Origin of the sequence: Massilia sp. CCM 8734 (assembly GCF_011682155.1) — a bacterium.
GTDB classification, from domain to species: Bacteria; Pseudomonadota; Gammaproteobacteria; order Burkholderiales; family Burkholderiaceae_D; genus Telluria_A; species Telluria_A rubra.
This window is the reverse complement of the sequence record NZ_WHJI01000014.1, coordinates 152,535-169,458: the sequence shown is the minus strand read 5'-3', so window position 1 is coordinate 169,458 and position 16,924 is coordinate 152,535. Positions and strand designations below refer to the sequence as shown.

The 16,924-nt window shown below is 62.0% G+C and carries 15 protein-coding genes and 1 pseudogene; 5 read left to right on the top strand and 11 right to left on the bottom strand.

The genetic code is table 11. From position 1 onward, the window contains the following. Positions 1–7: 7 nt before the first annotated feature. The 8 genes from rseP to rpsB all read right to left on the bottom strand — a co-directional run bounded on the left by rseP (position 8) and on the right by rpsB (position 7,458). Positions 8–1,402, bottom strand: a complete 1,395-nt coding sequence (rseP, locus tag F2P46_RS15440; RefSeq protein ID WP_166891161.1) for an RIP metalloprotease RseP — start codon at positions 1,400–1,402, stop codon at positions 8–10. After that, positions 1,399–2,583, bottom strand: a complete 1,185-nt coding sequence (gene ispC, locus F2P46_RS15435) for a 1-deoxy-D-xylulose-5-phosphate reductoisomerase (RefSeq protein ID WP_166891158.1) — start codon at positions 2,581–2,583, stop codon at positions 1,399–1,401. Before ispC ends, rseP begins: the two co-directional genes overlap by 4 nt. Before the next feature lie 34 nt (positions 2,584–2,617). Further along, entirely contained in the window at positions 2,618–3,451 is an 834-nt protein-coding gene (locus F2P46_RS15430) for a phosphatidate cytidylyltransferase (RefSeq protein WP_166891155.1), read from the bottom strand. After that, positions 3,451–4,203, bottom strand: a complete 753-nt coding sequence (gene uppS, locus F2P46_RS15425) for a polyprenyl diphosphate synthase (RefSeq protein ID WP_166891152.1) — start codon at positions 4,201–4,203, stop codon at positions 3,451–3,453. Before uppS ends, F2P46_RS15430 begins: the two co-directional genes overlap by 1 nt. Before the next feature lie 90 nt (positions 4,204–4,293). Continuing rightward, positions 4,294–4,854, bottom strand: coding sequence for a ribosome recycling factor (gene frr / locus F2P46_RS15420; protein ID WP_166891149.1), 561 nt, complete (start codon positions 4,852–4,854; stop codon positions 4,294–4,296). Between the two features lie 27 nt (positions 4,855–4,881). Further along, complete coding sequence (pyrH, locus tag F2P46_RS15415; RefSeq protein WP_054262915.1) at positions 4,882–5,598, bottom strand: UMP kinase; 717 nt, start codon at positions 5,596–5,598, stop codon at positions 4,882–4,884. Between the two features lie 102 nt (positions 5,599–5,700). Further along, a complete protein-coding gene (gene tsf / locus F2P46_RS15410; protein ID WP_166891146.1) occupies positions 5,701–6,609 on the bottom strand; it encodes a translation elongation factor Ts in 909 nt (302 codons plus the stop codon). A gap of 99 nt (positions 6,610–6,708) precedes the next feature. Further along, a complete protein-coding gene (rpsB, locus tag F2P46_RS15405) occupies positions 6,709–7,458 on the bottom strand; it encodes a 30S ribosomal protein S2 (RefSeq protein ID WP_054262917.1) in 750 nt (249 codons plus the stop codon). 376 nt (positions 7,459–7,834) lie between these two features. On the opposite strand from rpsB, the gene map reads away from it, so the two are divergent. Genes map through F2P46_RS15390 form a run of 3 tightly spaced genes read left to right on the top strand, consistent with a single transcriptional unit; the run spans position 7,835 to position 12,063 of the window. Continuing rightward, positions 7,835–8,665, top strand: coding sequence for a type I methionyl aminopeptidase (gene map, locus F2P46_RS15400; RefSeq protein WP_166891143.1), 831 nt, complete (start codon positions 7,835–7,837; stop codon positions 8,663–8,665). Positions 8,666–8,678: 13 nt separating this feature from the next. Then, a complete protein-coding gene (locus tag F2P46_RS15395) occupies positions 8,679–11,261 on the top strand; it encodes a [protein-PII] uridylyltransferase (RefSeq protein ID WP_166891140.1) in 2,583 nt (860 codons plus the stop codon). 55 nt (positions 11,262–11,316) lie between these two features. Continuing rightward, on the top strand, positions 11,317–12,063 hold the full coding sequence (locus tag F2P46_RS15390) for a pseudouridine synthase (protein WP_166891137.1): 747 nt from the start codon (positions 11,317–11,319) through the stop codon (positions 12,061–12,063). A 37-nt stretch (positions 12,064–12,100) separates the two neighbouring features. On the opposite strand, the gene F2P46_RS15385 is transcribed toward F2P46_RS15390, so the two are convergent. Beyond that, entirely contained in the window at positions 12,101–13,057 is a 957-nt protein-coding gene (locus F2P46_RS15385; protein ID WP_166891134.1) for an MYG1 family protein, read from the bottom strand. A 600-nt stretch (positions 13,058–13,657) separates the two neighbouring features. Between F2P46_RS15385 and F2P46_RS38255 the strand changes: the two are divergent. After that, a pseudogene (locus tag F2P46_RS38255) lies at positions 13,658–14,671 on the top strand (family 43 glycosylhydrolase); the annotation flags it as partial. Next, entirely contained in the window at positions 14,666–15,151 is a 486-nt protein-coding gene (locus F2P46_RS38810; RefSeq protein ID WP_208296634.1) for an RICIN domain-containing protein, read from the top strand. The pseudogene F2P46_RS38255 and the gene F2P46_RS38810, both read left to right, overlap by 6 nt. Here F2P46_RS38810 and F2P46_RS15375 read toward each other — a convergent pair. Further along, positions 15,144–15,965 (bottom strand): energy transducer TonB, encoded by an 822-nt coding sequence (locus F2P46_RS15375; protein WP_166891132.1) that lies wholly within the window; start codon positions 15,963–15,965, stop codon positions 15,144–15,146. The two genes, F2P46_RS38810 and F2P46_RS15375, sit on opposite strands and share 8 nt — an antisense overlap. Positions 15,966–16,102: 137 nt before the next feature. After that, positions 16,103–16,825, bottom strand: a complete 723-nt coding sequence (gene aqpZ, locus F2P46_RS15370) for an aquaporin Z (RefSeq protein ID WP_166891129.1) — start codon at positions 16,823–16,825, stop codon at positions 16,103–16,105. Positions 16,826–16,924: the final 99 nt, after the last annotated feature.

Here is a 16,924-nt window from a genome sequence, read left to right as displayed (position 1 = left end):
TCAATGGTCAATCGTTTGGACAACGTATATATGTATTCGCGGGAGGCGTGGGCGCCGGTTGCGTCAGGCGGTTCACGTCATTGAAGAGCGCAAGGCCCATCAGCATCACCAGCAACGCCATGCCGGCATACTGCGCCAGCTCGACTATCCGGCCCGGCAGGGGGCGCCCGGTCAAAACTTCCAGCGAATAATACAGCAAAAGCCCACCGTCCAGAACCGGAATTGGTAACAGATTCATCACCCCGAGACTGACGCTGACGACGGCGATGAAGCTTAAAAATTCAATCGGGCCCAGGCGCGCGGTCTTGCCGGCGTAGTCGGCAATCGTGACCACGCCGGTCAGGTTCGCCAGCGAGACCTGCCCTGTCACCATCTTGCCAATCATCTTCAGGCTCATCACGCTTTGCTGCCAGGTGGTCGCAGCGCCGGCGCCGATGGCGTCAAGCGGCCCCAGGGTCACCTTCACCATCTCGGGCGACGAGATGATCTGGGCATTGATGCGCGAGATATTAGTAGCTTTGTTCAGTTCCGGCGTGACCGTCAGGCTCAAGCTGCCGCCGCCGCGTTCGATCACGAATTCCAGGGTGCGGCCGCACGATTGGCCGACCAGCTTCATCAGCACCGAGCCGTCCGGCACCGCTTGACCGTCGATGCTGAGCACGCGGTCGCCCGGCTGCATGCCGGCGCGTCCCGCCGGGCCGGCCGGATCGGGAATCTTGCCAATCGTTACCGGACTCAGGAAGGTGGAAATGCCGAGCTCCCCAAGCAGCTCGCCTTCGACATTCTTGCCGGCCAGCGCAGCCGGCGGCAAGGTGGCGCTGTAGCGCGCCCCGCCCTGCTGGGCCACGTCGAAACGCACGCCGCCTTTATCGAGCACGGCCTTCAGGGTTTCCCAGCGCAGTTCGGCGTAAGTGGCGACCGGCGCGCCATTGACGGCGACGATGCGGTCGCCCCCGCGCAGGCCGGCCTGGTAAGCGGGCGTACTCGCTTCCATGCTGCGCACGCGGGTGCCGATCTCGTCCATGCCAACCATGTACAGGCCACCGAACACCGCAATCGCCAGCAGGAAATTGGCGACCGGGCCGGCGGCCACGATGGCGATGCGCTGCCAGACGCTCTTGCGCGTGTATTCGCGCGCCTGGTCGGCCTCGGACAGGGCGCGGGTACCGGGATCGCGGTCGTCCAGCATGCGCACGTAGCCGCCCAGCGGCAGCATGGAGATGACCCACTCGGTCTGGTCGGGGCCGAAGCGGCGCGACCAGATCACTTTGCCGAAGCCGAGCGAAAAGCGCAGCACCTTGACGCCGCACAGGCGGGCAACCGTGTAGTGGCCCAGTTCGTGGAAGATGATCAGCGGCCCCAGCGAGCACAGAAACGCCAGGATGGTGGTGAATAAAGTCATCTGGCGAGGCCGGCGACGATGGCCTGGGCGGCGGCGCGGGCGCGGGCGTCGCAGTCCATCACGGCCTCGATGCTGCTGGCGGCGTGGTGTGCATTCTCGTGCATGACGCGCGCGATCACGCGGTCGATATCACGGAAACCGATGCGGCGCTCCAAAAAGGCTTGCACCGCCACTTCGTTGGCGGCGTTGAGCAGGGCCGGCGCGGTGCCGCCCGCTTCAAGCGACTCGAAGGCCAGCGCCAGGCAGGGAAAACGCGCAAAATCCGGCTTGTAAAACTGCAAGGTGCCGATGCTGGTCAGGTCGAGCTGGGCCACGCCGGATTCTATGCGTTCAGGAAATGCGAGCGCGTTGGCGATCGGGGTACGCATATCGGGGTTGCCCAGTTCGGCGATCACCGAGCCGTCCACGTACGACACCATCGAATGGATCACGCTTTGCGGATGGATCACCACCTCGATCAGCGCGGCCGGCGCGCCGAACAGCCAGTGCGCCTCGATCACTTCCAGGCCCTTGTTCATCATGGTGGCCGAGTCGACCGAGATCTTGCGCCCCATCGACCAGTTCGGATGCTTGCAGGCTTCATCGGGCGTGACGTGTTCGAGCGTCTCGACCGCGCGGTTCAGGAACGGGCCGCCGGACGCGGTCAGCACGATCTTGGCCACGCCGGCCGCGCCGGGCTGGCGCGCATATGCTTGCGGCAGCGACTGGAAAATCGCGTTGTGTTCGCTGTCGATCGGCAGCAAGGTGGCGCCGTGCTGGTGCACCGCGTCCATGAACAACTGGCCGGACATGACCAGGGCTTCCTTGTTGGCGAGAAGAATTTTTTTGCCGGCACGGGCCGCGGCCAGGGTCGGCGCCAGGCCGGCGGCGCCGACGATGGCGGCCATGACCGTGTCGACTTCAGCGCTGGAAGCGATCGAGCAGAGCGCCGCTTCGCCGTGTTCGACCTGGATATGACCGAGGCCGCGTGCGCGCAGCAAGGCGCTCAGGCGCGTTGCCGCGTCGGCGCTGCCGACCACGGCGCGCGCCGGACGGAACTGCGCGCACTGTTCCGCCAGTTCTTCCACCCTGGCATGCGCGCTGAGCGCAAGCACCTGGTATTTGTCGGGATGGCGTGCAAGCACGTCCAGGGTGGACACGCCGATCGAACCGGTCGCGCCTAGAATGGTGATGCGTTGCATAGGCGTTCTTTCAAACTTTTTTATCAAACTACGTTCACAGCATCCCGGTGTAAATCAGGGCGGCCAGCGGCATGACCGGCACCAGCGCATCGATACGGTCGAGCACGCCGCCATGGCCGGGCAGCAGGTTGCTGCTGTCCTTGACGCCGGCGCGGCGCTTGAGCTGCGATTCGACCAGGTCGCCCACCACGCTGGCGGCAACGAGCACCACCAGCACCGCCAGGGCTCCGCCCCAGCCCAGTTTGGCGTGCAGGTGGACCGGGAAGGTATCGGCCAGCAGCGGGCCGGCGAACATGATCAACAGGCTCGACAGGACCAGCACGGCAATGCCGCCGCCAATCGCGCCTTCCCACGATTTACCTGGGGAAATAGTCGGCGCCAGCTTGCGCTTGCCGAAAGCCTTGCCGGAGAAATAGGCGCCGATGTCGGCGATCCAGACCAGCGCCATGACCGACAGCAAGTACACGGCGGAATGCTTGAAGAACAGCACGATGGCGGCGAAACAGGCGACGATGGAAATGGCGTACATGGTCGCCAGCATGGTGTTGCGCCCGCCTTCGGGCGGCGGCAAGCCGGTTTTCAGCGCCGGCACGAAACGCAGCAGCCACAGCAGGGTCGACAGGCCGAACCAGAACTTGACCGCGCTGTTGTCCTTGTACAGGAAGGCGTAGGCGAACGCGGCGCTCCAGAACAGGGCGACCAGGAAGGCTTGCTTGCGCGAGGACTTGAACAGCTGAAAGCTTTCGGTGACGGCGGCCGTGAGGAACAGCAGCACCACCGCGGCAAAGGCGGGGTAATACCCGCCAAACAGCACCGCCAGCAAGACGACAAGCAAGACGACAGCGGTGATGATCCGGGTAATTAGCATCAGCTTTTCTTTCCAGCCAGTTGGTCGCCGGTGCGCCCGAAACGGCGCTCCCGGTTTTGATAGGACGCGATGGCGGCGTCGAGGGACTCGATCGAAAAATCGGGCCAGTAGGTATCGGTAAAATACAGCTCGGAATACGCCAGTTGCCACAGCAGGAAGTTGGAAATGCGCTCTTCCCCGCCGGTGCGGATGAACAGGTCCGGCTCGGGCGCGTAGGCCATGGCCAGGTGCTCGGCCAATTGTTCTTCGCGGAAGGCGGTCAAGCCGGGATTGGCGGCAACCATCTTGCTGGTGGCCTGCATGATGTCCCAACGGCCACCGTAATTGGCGCAGATGGTCACCGTCAGGCGCGTGTTGTTGGCGGTGCGGCGCTGGGCGGAGGCGATCATGTCTTGCAGCTTGGAATCGAAGCGCGACAAATCACCGACGACTTTCAGGCGAATATTGTTTGCGTGCATCTTCGCCACTTCGCGTTCGAGCGCGGTGACGAACAGGCGCATCAGGAGCGAGACTTCTTCTTCGGGGCGGCGCCAGTTTTCGGATGAAAAGGCGAACAGGGTGAGGTACTCGATGCCGCGCTGGATGCAGGCTTCGACGCAGCCGCGCACGGCTTCGACGCCCTTGACGTGGCCGGCCACGCGCGGGAGGAAGCGCTTGGTGGCCCAGCGGCCGTTGCCGTCCATGATGATCGCAACGTGACGCGGCACGCGGGCCACTTCGGGTACTGCTGTCGTCGAACTTTTATAGATCATAAATCCAGACTATCTTGAACAAATGCATGGGAAGCGGACGCCGGGTCCGCCTCAGCGTGGGCAGACCCTGCCTTCGCGCTTTCCCCGACTCTACACTGTCAGGACTTCTTTTTCTTTTTCAGCAACCAGTTTATCGACATCGATGACAAACTTGTCGGTCAGTTTCTGGATTTCTTCCGATGCGCGACGCTCGTCATCTTCCGAGCAAGCCTTGTCCTTGACCAGCTTTTTGAGCGATTCGTTGGCATCGCGGCGGATATTGCGGATCGCGATCTTGGCATCTTCCGCCTCGCTCTTGACCAGCTTGACCATTTCCTTGCGGCGTTCTTCGGTCAGCGGCGGGGTCGGTACGCGGATCATGTCGCCCTGCGACGATGGATTGAGACCGAGGTCGGCGTCGCGGATCGCCTTTTCGACGGTGCTCAGCATCTTCTTTTCCCACGGCTGCACACCGATGGTGCGGGCGTCGATCAGGGTCACGTTGGCGATCTGGGTCAGCGCGGTGGCCGAACCATAGTAATCGACCATCACGTGATCGAGGATGCCGGTGTGGGCGCGGCCGGTACGGACCTTGGCCAGATCGCTTTTAAGGGTGTCGATCGACTTGTTCATGCGCTCTTGCGCGTTTTTCTTGACGTCAGCGATAGTCATGCTGCTCTCCTGTAGCTCTGAATGATATTAAACGTGTACCAGTGTACCTTCGTCTTCGCCCATGATCACGCGTTTGAGCGCGCCTGGCTTGACGATGGAGAACACCTTGATCGGCAGTTTCTGGTCGCGGCACAGCGCGAACGCGGTCGCATCCATCACCTGCAGGTGCTTGGAAATGGCTTCGTCGAAGGTAATCGACTCGTAGCGGGTGGCGTTCGGGTCTTTTTTCGGGTCGGCGGTGTAGACACCATCGACCTTGGTGGCCTTGAGCACGATTTCGGCGCTGATTTCCGAACCGCGCAGGGCGGCGGCGGTATCGGTGGTGAAGAACGGATTGCCGGTGCCGGCGGCGAACACGACAACCTTGCCTTCTTCCAGGTATTGCAGCGCTTTCGGGCGCACGTACGGCTCGACCACCTGCTCGATGGCGATCGCCGACATGACGCGGGCGACGATGCCGACGTGGCGCATGGCGTCGGCCAGGGCCAGCGCGTTCATCACGGTGGCCAGCATGCCCATGTAATCGGCGGTGGCGCGGTCCATGCCCTGGGCGCCGGGTGCGACGCCGCGGAAGATGTTGCCGCCGCCAATGACGACGGCCAGTTCCACGCCCAGGTTCGCCACTTCCGCGACATCGGCGACCATGCGCTCGATCGTGGCGCGGTTGATGCCGTAAGGATCATCGCCCATCAGTGCTTCGCCAGACAATTTCAGGAGTACGCGTTTGTAGGCTGGTTTCGACATGGGGGTGGGCTCCAAAAAATGACGGTTTGTATTCGGTCTTGCCGTGCGCACACTTTCATGTGCGCAGATTAAAAAAACGGGCCTTCCGGCCCGCTTTCACACTTACTGCTTGTTAGCAGCCATTTGCGCCGCAACCTCTGCAGCGAAATCGTCTTGCTTTTTCTCGATGCCTTCACCGACAACATACATCGTGAATGCTTTCACGCTGGTGCTTTTTTCTTTCAGCATCTGTTCGATCGACTGCTTGTCGTTCTTGACGAACGATTGATTCAGCAGCGAGACTTCTTTCAGATACTTCTGGATCGAGCCTTCCAGGCGCTTGGCCAGGATTTCAGCCGATTGTACCGGCTTGCCTTCGGCAACGGCTTTGTCCGCATCTTCCTGAGCTTTCAGAGCAGCAACCGAGCGCTCTTTTTCGATCAGTTCGGCAGGAACCTGCTCCGACGACAGCGACACTGGCTTCATGGCGGCGATGTGCATGGCCACGTCTTTACCAACTTGCTCGTCGGCGCCGTCGAAGTCGACCACGACACCGATACGGGTGCCGTGCAGGTACGAGGCCAGCTTGCTGGTGGTTTCGAAACGCTGGAAGCGGCGGATGGTCATGTTCTCGCCGATCTTGCCGATCAGGGCGATACGCACTTCGTCCAGGGTCTTGCCATCGAGTGGCAGGGCCAGCAGGGCGGCGACGTCGGCCGGGTTGTTTTCGGCAACCAGGCGCGCGGCGTTGTTCGCCAGGGCCAGGAAGTCGTCGTTCTTGGCGACAAAGTCGGTTTCGCTGTTGACTTCAACCAGGGCGCCGATATTGCCAGCGATGAAGGTTGCTACAACGCCTTCAGCGGTGATACGGGTAGCATTGCTGGTCGCTTTGGTGCCCAGTTTGACGCGCAGGATTTCTTCCGCACGAGCCATGTCGCCATCGGCTTCGGTCAGTGCTTTTTTGCATTGCATCATCGGTGCGTCGGTTTTCGCGCGCAGTTCGCCTACCATCGCTGCTGTAATCGCTGCCATGTGTTTCTCCTAAATTTGTGACATATTCTGTTTAAAAAAAAGGGGGAGCTGCTGCTACCCCTTTTGATTTCCGCGGCGCCTCAGGGGCGCCTGAAGCAATTACGCCTGCTCGGAGACTTCGACGAATTCGTCGCCAGCCGATTTAACCAGTTCAACGATTTCGTTGGAGGCGTTTGCACGGCCTTCCAGGATCGCATCGGCAACGCCGCGGGCGTACAGCATGATCGCTTTGGACGAATCGTCGTTGCCTGGAATGACGTGGGTCACGCCTTCTGGCGAGTGGTTGGTATCGACGATGCCGATAACAGGGATGCCCAGCTTGCCGGCTTCGGTGATCGCGCCTTTATGGTAACCGACGTCGACGACGAAGATTGCGTCAGGAACGCCGCCCATGTCCTTGATACCGCCGATGGCCTTTTGCAGCTTGGTCATTTCGCGTTGGAACATCAGGCCTTCTTTTTTCGACAGCTTCTCAACCGAACCGTCTTCAACTTGCGCTTCCATGTCTTTCAGGCGCTTGATCGAGGTCTTGATGGTTTTGAAGTTGGTCAGCATGCCGCCCAACCAGCGCTGGTCGACGAAAGGAACGCCGGCGCGTGCAGCTTCAGCGGCGATGATTTCGCGCGCTTGACGCTTGGTGCCGACCATCAGGATCGTGCCGCGGTTGGACGCGACTTGCTTGATGGTTTTCATGGCTTCCTGATACATACCCATCGTCTTTTCCAAGTTGATGATATGAATCTTGTTGCGGTGGCCGAAAATGAACGGCGCCATTTTTGGGTTCCAAAAACGGGTTTGGTGACCGAAGTGGACACCGGCTTCCAGCATTTCACGCATTGTTACGGACATGTAATTCTCCAGGGTTGGGTCTGGAATCCGGTCAGTCACCATACAGGCACCCTTTGCGACCGGATTCGCGATTTTAACAAGATTTGTGGCATTACTTAAACAACATTGCTCGAAAGCGAATTCAAGCAACCCGAGATTCTAACCGGAATGTGGGAATTTTTCAAGTCCCACGCAGTCTATTCGCCCCCCGTCGTTACCCCGCAGGCGGGGACGACGGGCCTGGCTGCGACACTCATTACGGCGAGCACAGAGACTGACAGGCTCTCAGAAACCGCTGGGGCGTTATCCCTTATAATGGTCGCCATATTTGCACGGGTTTTCGCCGCATCCTCCCGCTGTTACTCAATCTTACTGTTTCATTGCTGATTGCCAACTTATGTCCAACATCTCGATCAAAACCCCCGCCGACATCGAAGGCATGCGCATCGCCGGCCGTCTTGGCTCCGAAGTGCTCGACTACATCACGCCCTTCGTCAAGGTCGGCGTCACCACCGGCGAACTGGACCGTCTTTGCCATGAATACATGGTGTTGGTGCAGGGCACCATTCCGGCCCCGCTAAACTATTGTCCGCCGGGCTACACGCCCTATCCGAAAGCCATCTGCACCTCCGTCAACGACGTGATCTGCCACGGCATCCCGGGCGACAAGGCGCTCAAGGACGGCGACATGGTCAACCTCGACATCACCGTCATCAAGGACGGCTACCACGGCGACAACAGCCGCATGTTCCTGGTCGGCAAACCGTCGATCCTGGCCAAGCGCCTCAACGAAGTCACCTACGAATGCATGTGGCTCGGCATTGCGCAGGTCAAGCCGGGCGCGCACCTGGGCGACATCGGCCACGTGATCCAGCAGCATGCTGAAAAGAATGGCTACAGCGTGGTGCGCGAATTCTGCGGCCACGGCATCGGCAAGGTCTTCCACGAAGAGCCGCAGGTGCTGCACTACGGCCGTCCGGGCACCCTGGAACGCCTGGAAGCGGGCATGATCTTCACCATCGAGCCGATGATTAACGCCGGCCGCCGCGAAATCAAGGAAATGGGTGATGGCTGGACCATCAAGACCAAGGACAAGAAGCCGTCCGCCCAGTGGGAACACACGATCCTGGTGACCGAGACCGGCTACGAAGTGCTGACCGTCTCGGCCGGCTCGCCGCCGCCACCGGCCTTCATCACCCAGGCCGCCGCCGCGCCCGCAGTGGCGTAAGGCACCCACCGCCATGCCCGCCGCCGCGCTCAAGAAGCAGTCCCGCGACCTCCTCAAGCAAAGGCTCAAGGCGGAGCGGGCCCTGCTGATCGCCGCCTTCCGCGCCGACGGCAAGCCCGAAAAGCTGCTGCGCGGCCTGCGCCACAGCGTCGACGAGGTGCTCAGCGAAGCGTGGCAAACGATCGGCCTGCCCGCCTCCACCGCGCTGGTGGGCGTGGGCGGCTACGGGCGCGGCGAACTGTTCCCGTTTTCCGATGTCGACCTGCTGATCCTGCTGTCTGAACCGGCCGACGCCATCACCCAGGCCAAGCTGGAAGAGCTGGTGCAGATGCTGTGGGACCTGGGCCTGGAAATCGGCTCGAGCATCCGCACCATCGACGAGTGCATGAGCGAGTCGAAGGCCGACATCACCGTGCAAACGAGCCTGCTCGAGGCGCGCCTGGTGTGCGGCGATGCGCTCCTGTTCGAGCAGTTGCAGGAGCGCTACCTTGAAGCGCTCGACCCGCAAGCGTTTTTCCACGCCAAGGCGGCCGAAATGCGCCTGCGCCACGCCAAGTACGAAGACACGGCTTTTAGTCTCGAGCCGAACGTCAAGGAAAGCCCTGGCGGCCTGCGCGACCTGCAAGTGATCCTGTGGGTGGCCAAGGCGGCCGGGCTGGCCAACTCGTGGAGCCAACTGGCCACGCGCGGCCTGATCACGCAGACCGAAGCGCGCCAGTTGATGGAAAAGGAACGCGCTTTCAAAGATATCCGCGTGCGCCTGCACCTGCACGCCAACCGGCGCGAAGACCGCCTGGTGTTCGACGTGCAAACGCCGATCGCTGAAAGCTTTGGCCTGAAAACCACCGGCGAAGGCATCAACGCGCGCCGCGCCAGCGAATACCTGATGCAGCGCTACTACTGGGCGGCCAAGACGGTCACCCAGCTCAACACCATCATGCTCCAAAATATCGAAGCGCAGCTGTTCCCCGAGGCCAACGAAGCCGAGGCGATCAACGAACGCTTCAACGATGTCAACGGCCTGATCGACATCGCCCACGACGACACCTTCACCCGGCAGCCCTCGACGGTGCTGGAAGTGTTCGTGCTGATGACCGGGCACCCGCACCTCAAGGGCATGACGGCGCGCACCATGCGCGCGCTGTGGCATGCGCGTTTCGAGATCGACGCCAAATTCCGCGAAGACCCGGTCAACCGCGCCCTCTTCCTGCGCATTTTGCAAGCGCCGGTGGGCCTGGTGCACGCGCTGCGGCGCATGAACGACACCAGCATCCTGGGGCGCTACCTGCCGAACTTTCGCCGCATCGTGGGCCAGATGCAGCACGACCTGTTCCATGTGTACACGGTCGACCAGCATATCCTGATGGTGGTGCGTAACATGCGCCGCTTCACCATGACCGAGCACGCGCACGAGTACCCCTTCTGCAGCCAGCTGATCGCCAACTTCCGCAAGTCCTGGCTGCTGTATGTGGCTGCCTTGTTCCACGATATCGCCAAGGGCCGCGGCGGCGACCATTCCAAGCTCGGCACGGTCGACGCCGCCCAGTTCTGCGAAGAACACGCGATCGGCTCGGAAGACACCGAACTGGTGGTGTTCCTGGTCGAGAATCACCTGACCATGTCGCAGGTTGCGCAAAAGCAGGACCTGTCGGACCCGGACGTGGTCGAAGCCTTCGCCAAAGTGGTCAAGGACGAGCGCCACCTGACCGCGCTGTACCTGCTGACGGTGGCCGACATTCGCGGCACCAGCCCCAAGGTGTGGAATGCGTGGAAGGCCAAGCTGCTCGAAGACCTGTACCGCATCACCTTGCGCGTGCTGGGGGGCGAGCCGCACTCGGCCGACCGCGAACTGAAGAACCGCCAGGAAGAAGCGATGGCCACCCTGCGCCTGTACGGCTTGCCCGACATCGCCCATGTCGACTTCTGGAAGCAACTCGACGTCGCCTATTTTTTGCGCCACGACGCCTCCGACATCGCCTGGCAGACACGCTGCCTGTGGGACAAGTTCAACAGCGGCAAGCCGGTCGTCAAATGCCGCCTGGCGCCGATCGGCGAAGGCTTGCAGGTGGCGGTCTATGTCAAGGACCAGCCCGACCTGTTCGCGCGCATTTGCAGCTATTTCGACCGCAAGAATTTCAGCATTCTCGACGCCAAGATCCACACGACAAGACACGGCTACGCGCTCGACACTTTCATGGTGACCGAGCAGAGCTTCGCCAAGAGCTACCGCGACATCATCAACCTGATCGAGCACGAAATCTGCGAACTGCTGACCTCGCAGGCGCCCTTGCCGGCGCCCACGCGCGGACGCCTGTCGCGCCTGTCGCGCACCTTCCCGATCACGCCGACGGTCGATTTGCGGCCCGACGAGCGCGGCCAGTATTACCTGCTCTCGATCGCCGCCAACGACCGCACCGGGCTCCTGTACGCGATCGCCAACGTGCTCACGCGCTACCGCATCAACCTGCACACGGCCAAGATCATGACCCTGGGCGAGCGGGTCGAAGACGTGTTCCTGGTCGATGGCGCCGTGCTCAACAACGCGCGCAACCAGATCCAGCTCGAAACCGACCTGATCGACGTGCTGCGCGTGTAGCCTTGCAGAATTCCCTTTCCAGAAACCCTTTTACGTAACCTTAGCAAAGCAAGCCATGACTGAATTAGTACGCCTCTCCAAACGCATGTCCGAACTCGGGCTCTCTTCGCGCCGCGAAGCCGATGAATGGATCGCACGCGGCTGGGTGCGGGTCGATGGCCAGGTCATCTCCGAACTGGGCAGCAAAGTGCTGCCGCACCAGAAAATCACGGTCGAGCGCCAGGCCGCAGCCGAGCAATCCAAGCGCGTCACCGTACTGATCAACAAGCCGATGGGCTATGTCAGCGGCCAGGCCGAGGACGGCTACACGCCGGCGATCGCGCTGATCAAGGCCGAGAACCGCTGGGCCGACGACCCGTCGCCGGAAACCTTCCACCCCACCCAGTTGCGCTCGCTGGTACCGGCCGGACGGCTCGACATCGACTCGGTCGGCCTGTTGATCCTCACCCAGGACGGGCGCGTGGCCAAGACCCTGATCGGGCAGGACACCGCCATCGAAAAGGAATACCTGGTGCGCGTGCAGTACACCAAGGAAGGCAAGCTGCCCGAATCGGACTTGAAGAAACTGTGCTTCGGACTCTGGATGGACGGCAAACCCTTGCTGGCGGCCAAGGTGCGCTGGCAGAACGACGACCAGCTCAGCTTCACATTACGAGAAGGCAAGAAGCGCCAGATCCGCCGCATGTGCGATATGGTGGGCTTGAAAGTGATCGGCCTCAAACGCGTGCGCATCGGCAAGGTCAAGCTCGGCGATCTGCCGGTCGGGCAGTGGCGTTACCTGCGGCCTGACGAGCAGTTCTGACGCGATCGAGCAATTGCGTGGCAGCCATGGTGAAGTACTAGACGTCGCGCTGCTGCTTAAGCGCTTCAAGCGCCAAGGACGCCATGCGGCGTATACCCTCATACGACTTGGCCGACGCAATGAACCGGCCATTGTGGCAGAAGCCGGCATCTTCAACCCCGGTCACCGCGGCCAGCTGCGCGTCACGCAAGCCGGCCCATGCCTCCGGCAAATCCGCGCGCGCCTTGAAGCTGTCGGGGCTGACCGGAATTGTGTGGATCATGTAGCGCTGCTCGGCAATATTGTGACTGATGACGAACAGCAGTGTCGGCATTTCCTCGCGCACCACTTGCCCCCATGGCACTGCGCCATTTTGCAGGAACAGTACCCTGCCCTCCTCCAGCACTTCGGCCTGCCTCACCTGCTCCACCGCGAGCAAAACGCCGACGCGGTATTTCACGGCATTGGTCATGATGTCGGTGAGCATGTCCATGGCGCGGGTAAATTGACTGAGCCGGTAGGCATCATCGGCGTCGCCGTAGCCCAGCCTTTGTTCGTCGAGCCAGTTCGGATTAAACCCCGACACCACCGCCGATAGGCCATAGCCGCCCGGCGCATTCTTGGCCGCACCCACGTCGGACAGGTCCAGGTACTGCACGACATCGGCGTCGATTGAACATGCCATCTCGGCCGCCTCGTCATCCGACAAGCGATGGCCCGTATGCGCCGCCGCCAGCGTGCTCACGCAGCGTGCCCCGTATTCCTTCCACACCAGTCCCGCGCTTGCGTAGGGTACGCCCGTCTGGCGCGCGCCGCTGAAACCCTTTTTGTGATGGTCGAAGCGCCCCGTGGCGGCGTTCCAAATACCGCCGACATCGACGGCAAAGTCAGCCGCCTCGACCCGTGCCGCATCGCGCGTGCGTACAACCTCCGCCTGCGGAAACAAGATCTTCAGCACTGCAACAGCCCATGCGTCGTCGGCGTGAAACTTGCCGCTGTGAGTCACTATGACCATAAAAAATCCAATCTCTTGTTCGCGGTGCGTTATTGCTCCCTGGCGGAATGATACCGGGTTCCACTAATCGCATCGCCGAACCGCCCTCCACCCCAAACGCAATCGCCTCGCGCAATGCGGTTCGCATAACCGGACCGCAAAATAATTGAAAGCTTGTATTCATCCACCCATTCCGCCTATGAAATAACTGCGGGTGTGCGCCACAAGCTTGCATCCGATTCGCTACTGCCTGTGCAACTGCAGGAAACGTTCTGGGTGGAACGGCGTATCGGCCGGTGCGGCATGCAAACCCACTCGCCCATCGTATCCGGGCCGGATGCCGCACTGGATGGCCGCGTCAATCATCGCGCGCAAGACCAGCATCGGTTTTTGATTCCTCACCCCCAGTGTTCTGTGATTCGATAACGAAAACCGCAACGCATCGTCAAACAGTTGGGCTGTTTTCCTGTGCGCGGCTGTTGATCAGGGTGCGCTGGCAAAACGACGAGCCGCTGCACGCGCGCCGGCTGCGATCACTTTTTTGCACGCTCCGATGTCCGCTTTGGGATTGGACGGGCCTTGAACTGACGACCATACTCCGCTGGCGAGCCGTGGCACACCATGGCCGTACCGTCGCCCGCAGGCGGCGGTCCACAACCGAGACTGCTGATGCTCAAACACCCCGTCATCCCGGCCGGCCGGCTTGCCGCCTGCCTCGCCGCCCTGGTCCTGCCCGCCCTGGCCGGCGCCGCGTCGACCACCTTCATCAACCCGGTCGGCCCCGCCACCGCCTCCTCGGCCGATCCGCACGTGCTGCGCCACAGCGATGGCAACTATTACTTCGTTTCCACCGCCCCCGGCTGGGACAAGCTCGAGTTGCGCAAGTCGCCCTCGCTGACGGGCATCGGCGCGCGCACGCCGGTCACCGTGTTCGTCAAAAGCGCCGCCTGCAGCGGCAACAACTGCACCAGCAAGGAAATCTGGGCGCCCGAGATCAACCATATCAACGGCGCCTGGTACATCTACTTTTCGGGCGCGGGCACCGACAACCAGCACCGCGTGTTCGCCATCCGCAACCCCAGCGCCGACCCCACCACGGGCAGCTGGAGCGCGCCGGTCAAGGTGGCCGACAGCGAGGACAGCTGGGCGATCGACCAGACCGTGGCCAACATCAACGGCCAGCTCTACATGGCGTGGTCGGATATTTCCGGCGGACAGCCGCAGCGCATCAAGATCGCGCGCATGAGCAGCCCGACCACCCTCATCGGCAAGGGCGCGATCATCTCCACGCCCACGCTCGCCTGGGAAAAATCCGGCGCCGCCGTCAATGAAGGGCCGGCGTTCATCGTGCATGGCAACAAGGTCCACATGAGTATCTCGGCCAGCGGCTGCTGGACCGACGATTACAAGCTCGGCCTGCTTACCGCCGAGCTCGGCGCGGACCTGACCATGCCGTCCAACTGACGCAAGGCAGCCACGCCGATCCTGCAAAAAGGCAACGGCGCCTTCGGTCCCGGCCACAACAGTTTCACCAAGTCGCCCGACGGCACGGAGGACTGGATCGTCTACCACGCCAATCCGGCCAGCGGCCAGGGCTGCGGCGATGCGCGCACCACGCGCATCCAGAAAGTGAGCTGGAACGGCGACGTTCCCGTGATCGGCGCGCCGGTCGCCGCCGCCACGCCGGTGACGCGCCCGTCGGGTGAAGGAAGCGCCACGATCTGGTACCGCGTGCGCAACGAGGCCAGCGGCAAGGTGATGAGCATCGACCGGGCCGCCGCCGCCAACGGCGCCGCCATCTGGCAATTTACCAATCTAAACAATACCGATCAGCTATGGTCGCTCGACCCGGTCGACGGCGCCTGGCTCAAACTCGCCTCGAACTACAACGCGAATGTGGTCGACGTGGCGGGGCACAGTACCGCGCCCGGGGTAGCGGTCAACACCTATCCCTACAAGGCGACCCATAACCAGCAATGGCTGCTGGTGCCGGGGACGACCCAGCATGTCGGCATACGCAACCGCAACAGTGGATTAATGCTCGACAACCGCGATGGGAGCGGGCGAACTAAATATGCGCGCAGAAGTTATTGTGAATTAGGCGCACTTACTTAGGCTCAGGCGTAAAGGTGTGGCCGGCCCGGATGAATCCCGAGTCGGGCTTCCCATCCTTGAGCAAGGGAACGTATTTGCAGCGGCCCAGCGCGCTCAACGCTTCCTGGTCGAGCCGGTCCACACCCGAGGACTTGACGATCTTGCCGTCGACGACAACACCCTCGGCATCGATAAAGAACTTGATCGTGACCGCGCCGCCCTCCCCCTTGCGCAGTGATTCTTTCGGGTAAGCAGGTTTCTCGCACGATCCGGGAATGGGGGTATGGGTCACGGTATCCTGCGGCGGCGCCTTGTTCGTTGGCGTGCGGCGGATGGCCAGCATGTCGGGCGTATCGGCCATGGCCTGCGCGCCGCCTTTGCGCGAAATTCCCATGACCCGGTCGCGCAGATTACGCACACAGGCGTCCCCGGCCGGCCGGGCGAAGCACTTTGTCATCTCGGCGTGCACAGCGGCCAGCGGCAAGGCCGGCAGTCCGTGCGCGTTCGCATGACAGGACCACATCGCATACGCTTCGAGTGCCGGCCGGTTCAACTGGCGGTAGGCGAATGCGCTCGCGATGAGTTTCTCCGGCAATGCCGCATCCATGGGGCCGGTCCTGTTGCGTTCCAAAACAAGCGCCTTGGAAACACCCTGGTCACGGGCATCCGCCACATCGCCGATGCCGGCCACCACCATGGAACAAAAGACAGGCGGCGCTTGGGTATCGAGGTCGGATGGGACGCTGGCGGCAGCGGCGCAGCAAGCGACGATGCCGCTTGCTGCGACCAGTGCGTGGAAAAAGGAAAGGCGGGAAAAGCGGGATTGGGAGTGCATGCGCAGGGCCGGTCAATGAAGTGTGCCGAACTGTAGCACACTGCCCTGCGGCGTAAGTGTCCTCCCGGCAACGCTGAGCTGGCCTGTCGATCGGGATGATCGCGGCAACACAGGCGCAAGCGGGAGGACGCTGGCAATCAGGCCGGCTTGTTCACTGCGGCGGCGGCGGTTTGCGTTTCCTCGCTGGCAATGAAGCGGTAGACCAGCGCGCCCAGCACGGCGCCAACGATCGGCGCGATCCAGAACAGCCACAGCTGCCCAACCGCCCAATCGCCCACGTACAGCGCCACGCCGGTGCTGCGCGCCGGATTGACCGAGGTGTTGGTGATCGGAATACTAATCAGGTGAATCAGGGTCAATGCCAGCCCGATCGGCAGTGGCGCAAAGCCGGCCGGCGCCCGCTTGTCGGTCGCACCCATGATGACGATCAGGAAAAACATCGTCATCACCACTTCCGTCACCAGCGCGGCCAGCATCGAGTAACCGCCCGGCGAATGCGCGCCGTAGCCATTGGACGCAAAACCCTTGCTGACATCAAAGCCGGCGGCACCGCTGGCGATGATATACAGCACGCCACCGGCCGCGATGGCGCCGATGACCTGGGCGCCGATGTACGGCAGCAGTTTGGAGGCCGGAAAGCGCCCGCCGGCCCACAGGCCGATCGACACCGCCGGGTTCAGGTGACAGCCCGAGATATGGCCGATGGCGTAGGCCATGGTGAGCACCGTCAGGCCGAAGGCCAGCGAGACGCCGTGCAAGCCGATGCCGACGCCCGGAAACGCCGCCGCCAGCACGGCACTGCCGCAACCGCCGAGCACGAGCCAAAATGTACCGAGAAACTCGGCGCTGTACTGTTTCATAAAATTATCCTTATCACTGACATGGTTTCGAAAAAAGAACATCCGGGGCGACAGTTAAAGCTGTGCCCGCTTAGAAAGCATGTTGCCAGCGATAAAGAA

Bases quoted from the DNA above. Each gene is read 5' to 3' on its own strand.
- F2P46_RS15395 (WP_166891140.1), top strand. From the start codon at position 8,679: ATGCCCGCCGCCGCGCTCAAGAAGCAGTCCCGCGACCTCCTCAAGCAA.
- pyrH (WP_054262915.1), bottom strand. From the start codon at position 5,598: ATGTCGAAACCAGCCTACAAACGCGTACTCCTGAAATTGTCTGGCGAA.
- tsf (WP_166891146.1), bottom strand. From the start codon at position 6,609: ATGGCAGCGATTACAGCAGCGATGGTAGGCGAACTGCGCGCGAAAACC.
- ispC (WP_166891158.1), bottom strand. From the start codon at position 2,583: ATGCAACGCATCACCATTCTAGGCGCGACCGGTTCGATCGGCGTGTCC.
- F2P46_RS15390 (WP_166891137.1), top strand. From the start codon at position 11,317: ATGACTGAATTAGTACGCCTCTCCAAACGCATGTCCGAACTCGGGCTC.
- aqpZ (WP_166891129.1), bottom strand. From the start codon at position 16,825: ATGAAACAGTACAGCGCCGAGTTTCTCGGTACATTTTGGCTCGTGCTC.
- map (WP_166891143.1), top strand. From the start codon at position 7,835: ATGTCCAACATCTCGATCAAAACCCCCGCCGACATCGAAGGCATGCGC.
- F2P46_RS15375 (WP_166891132.1), bottom strand. From the start codon at position 15,965: ATGCACTCCCAATCCCGCTTTTCCCGCCTTTCCTTTTTCCACGCACTG.
- F2P46_RS15430 (WP_166891155.1), bottom strand. From the start codon at position 3,451: ATGCTAATTACCCGGATCATCACCGCTGTCGTCTTGCTTGTCGTCTTG.
- F2P46_RS15385 (WP_166891134.1), bottom strand. From the start codon at position 13,057: ATGGTCATAGTGACTCACAGCGGCAAGTTTCACGCCGACGACGCATGG.
- frr (WP_166891149.1), bottom strand. From the start codon at position 4,854: ATGACTATCGCTGACGTCAAGAAAAACGCGCAAGAGCGCATGAACAAG.
- rpsB (WP_054262917.1), bottom strand. From the start codon at position 7,458: ATGTCCGTAACAATGCGTGAAATGCTGGAAGCCGGTGTCCACTTCGGT.
- uppS (WP_166891152.1), bottom strand. From the start codon at position 4,203: ATGATCTATAAAAGTTCGACGACAGCAGTACCCGAAGTGGCCCGCGTG.
- rseP (WP_166891161.1), bottom strand. From the start codon at position 1,402: ATGACTTTATTCACCACCATCCTGGCGTTTCTGTGCTCGCTGGGGCCG.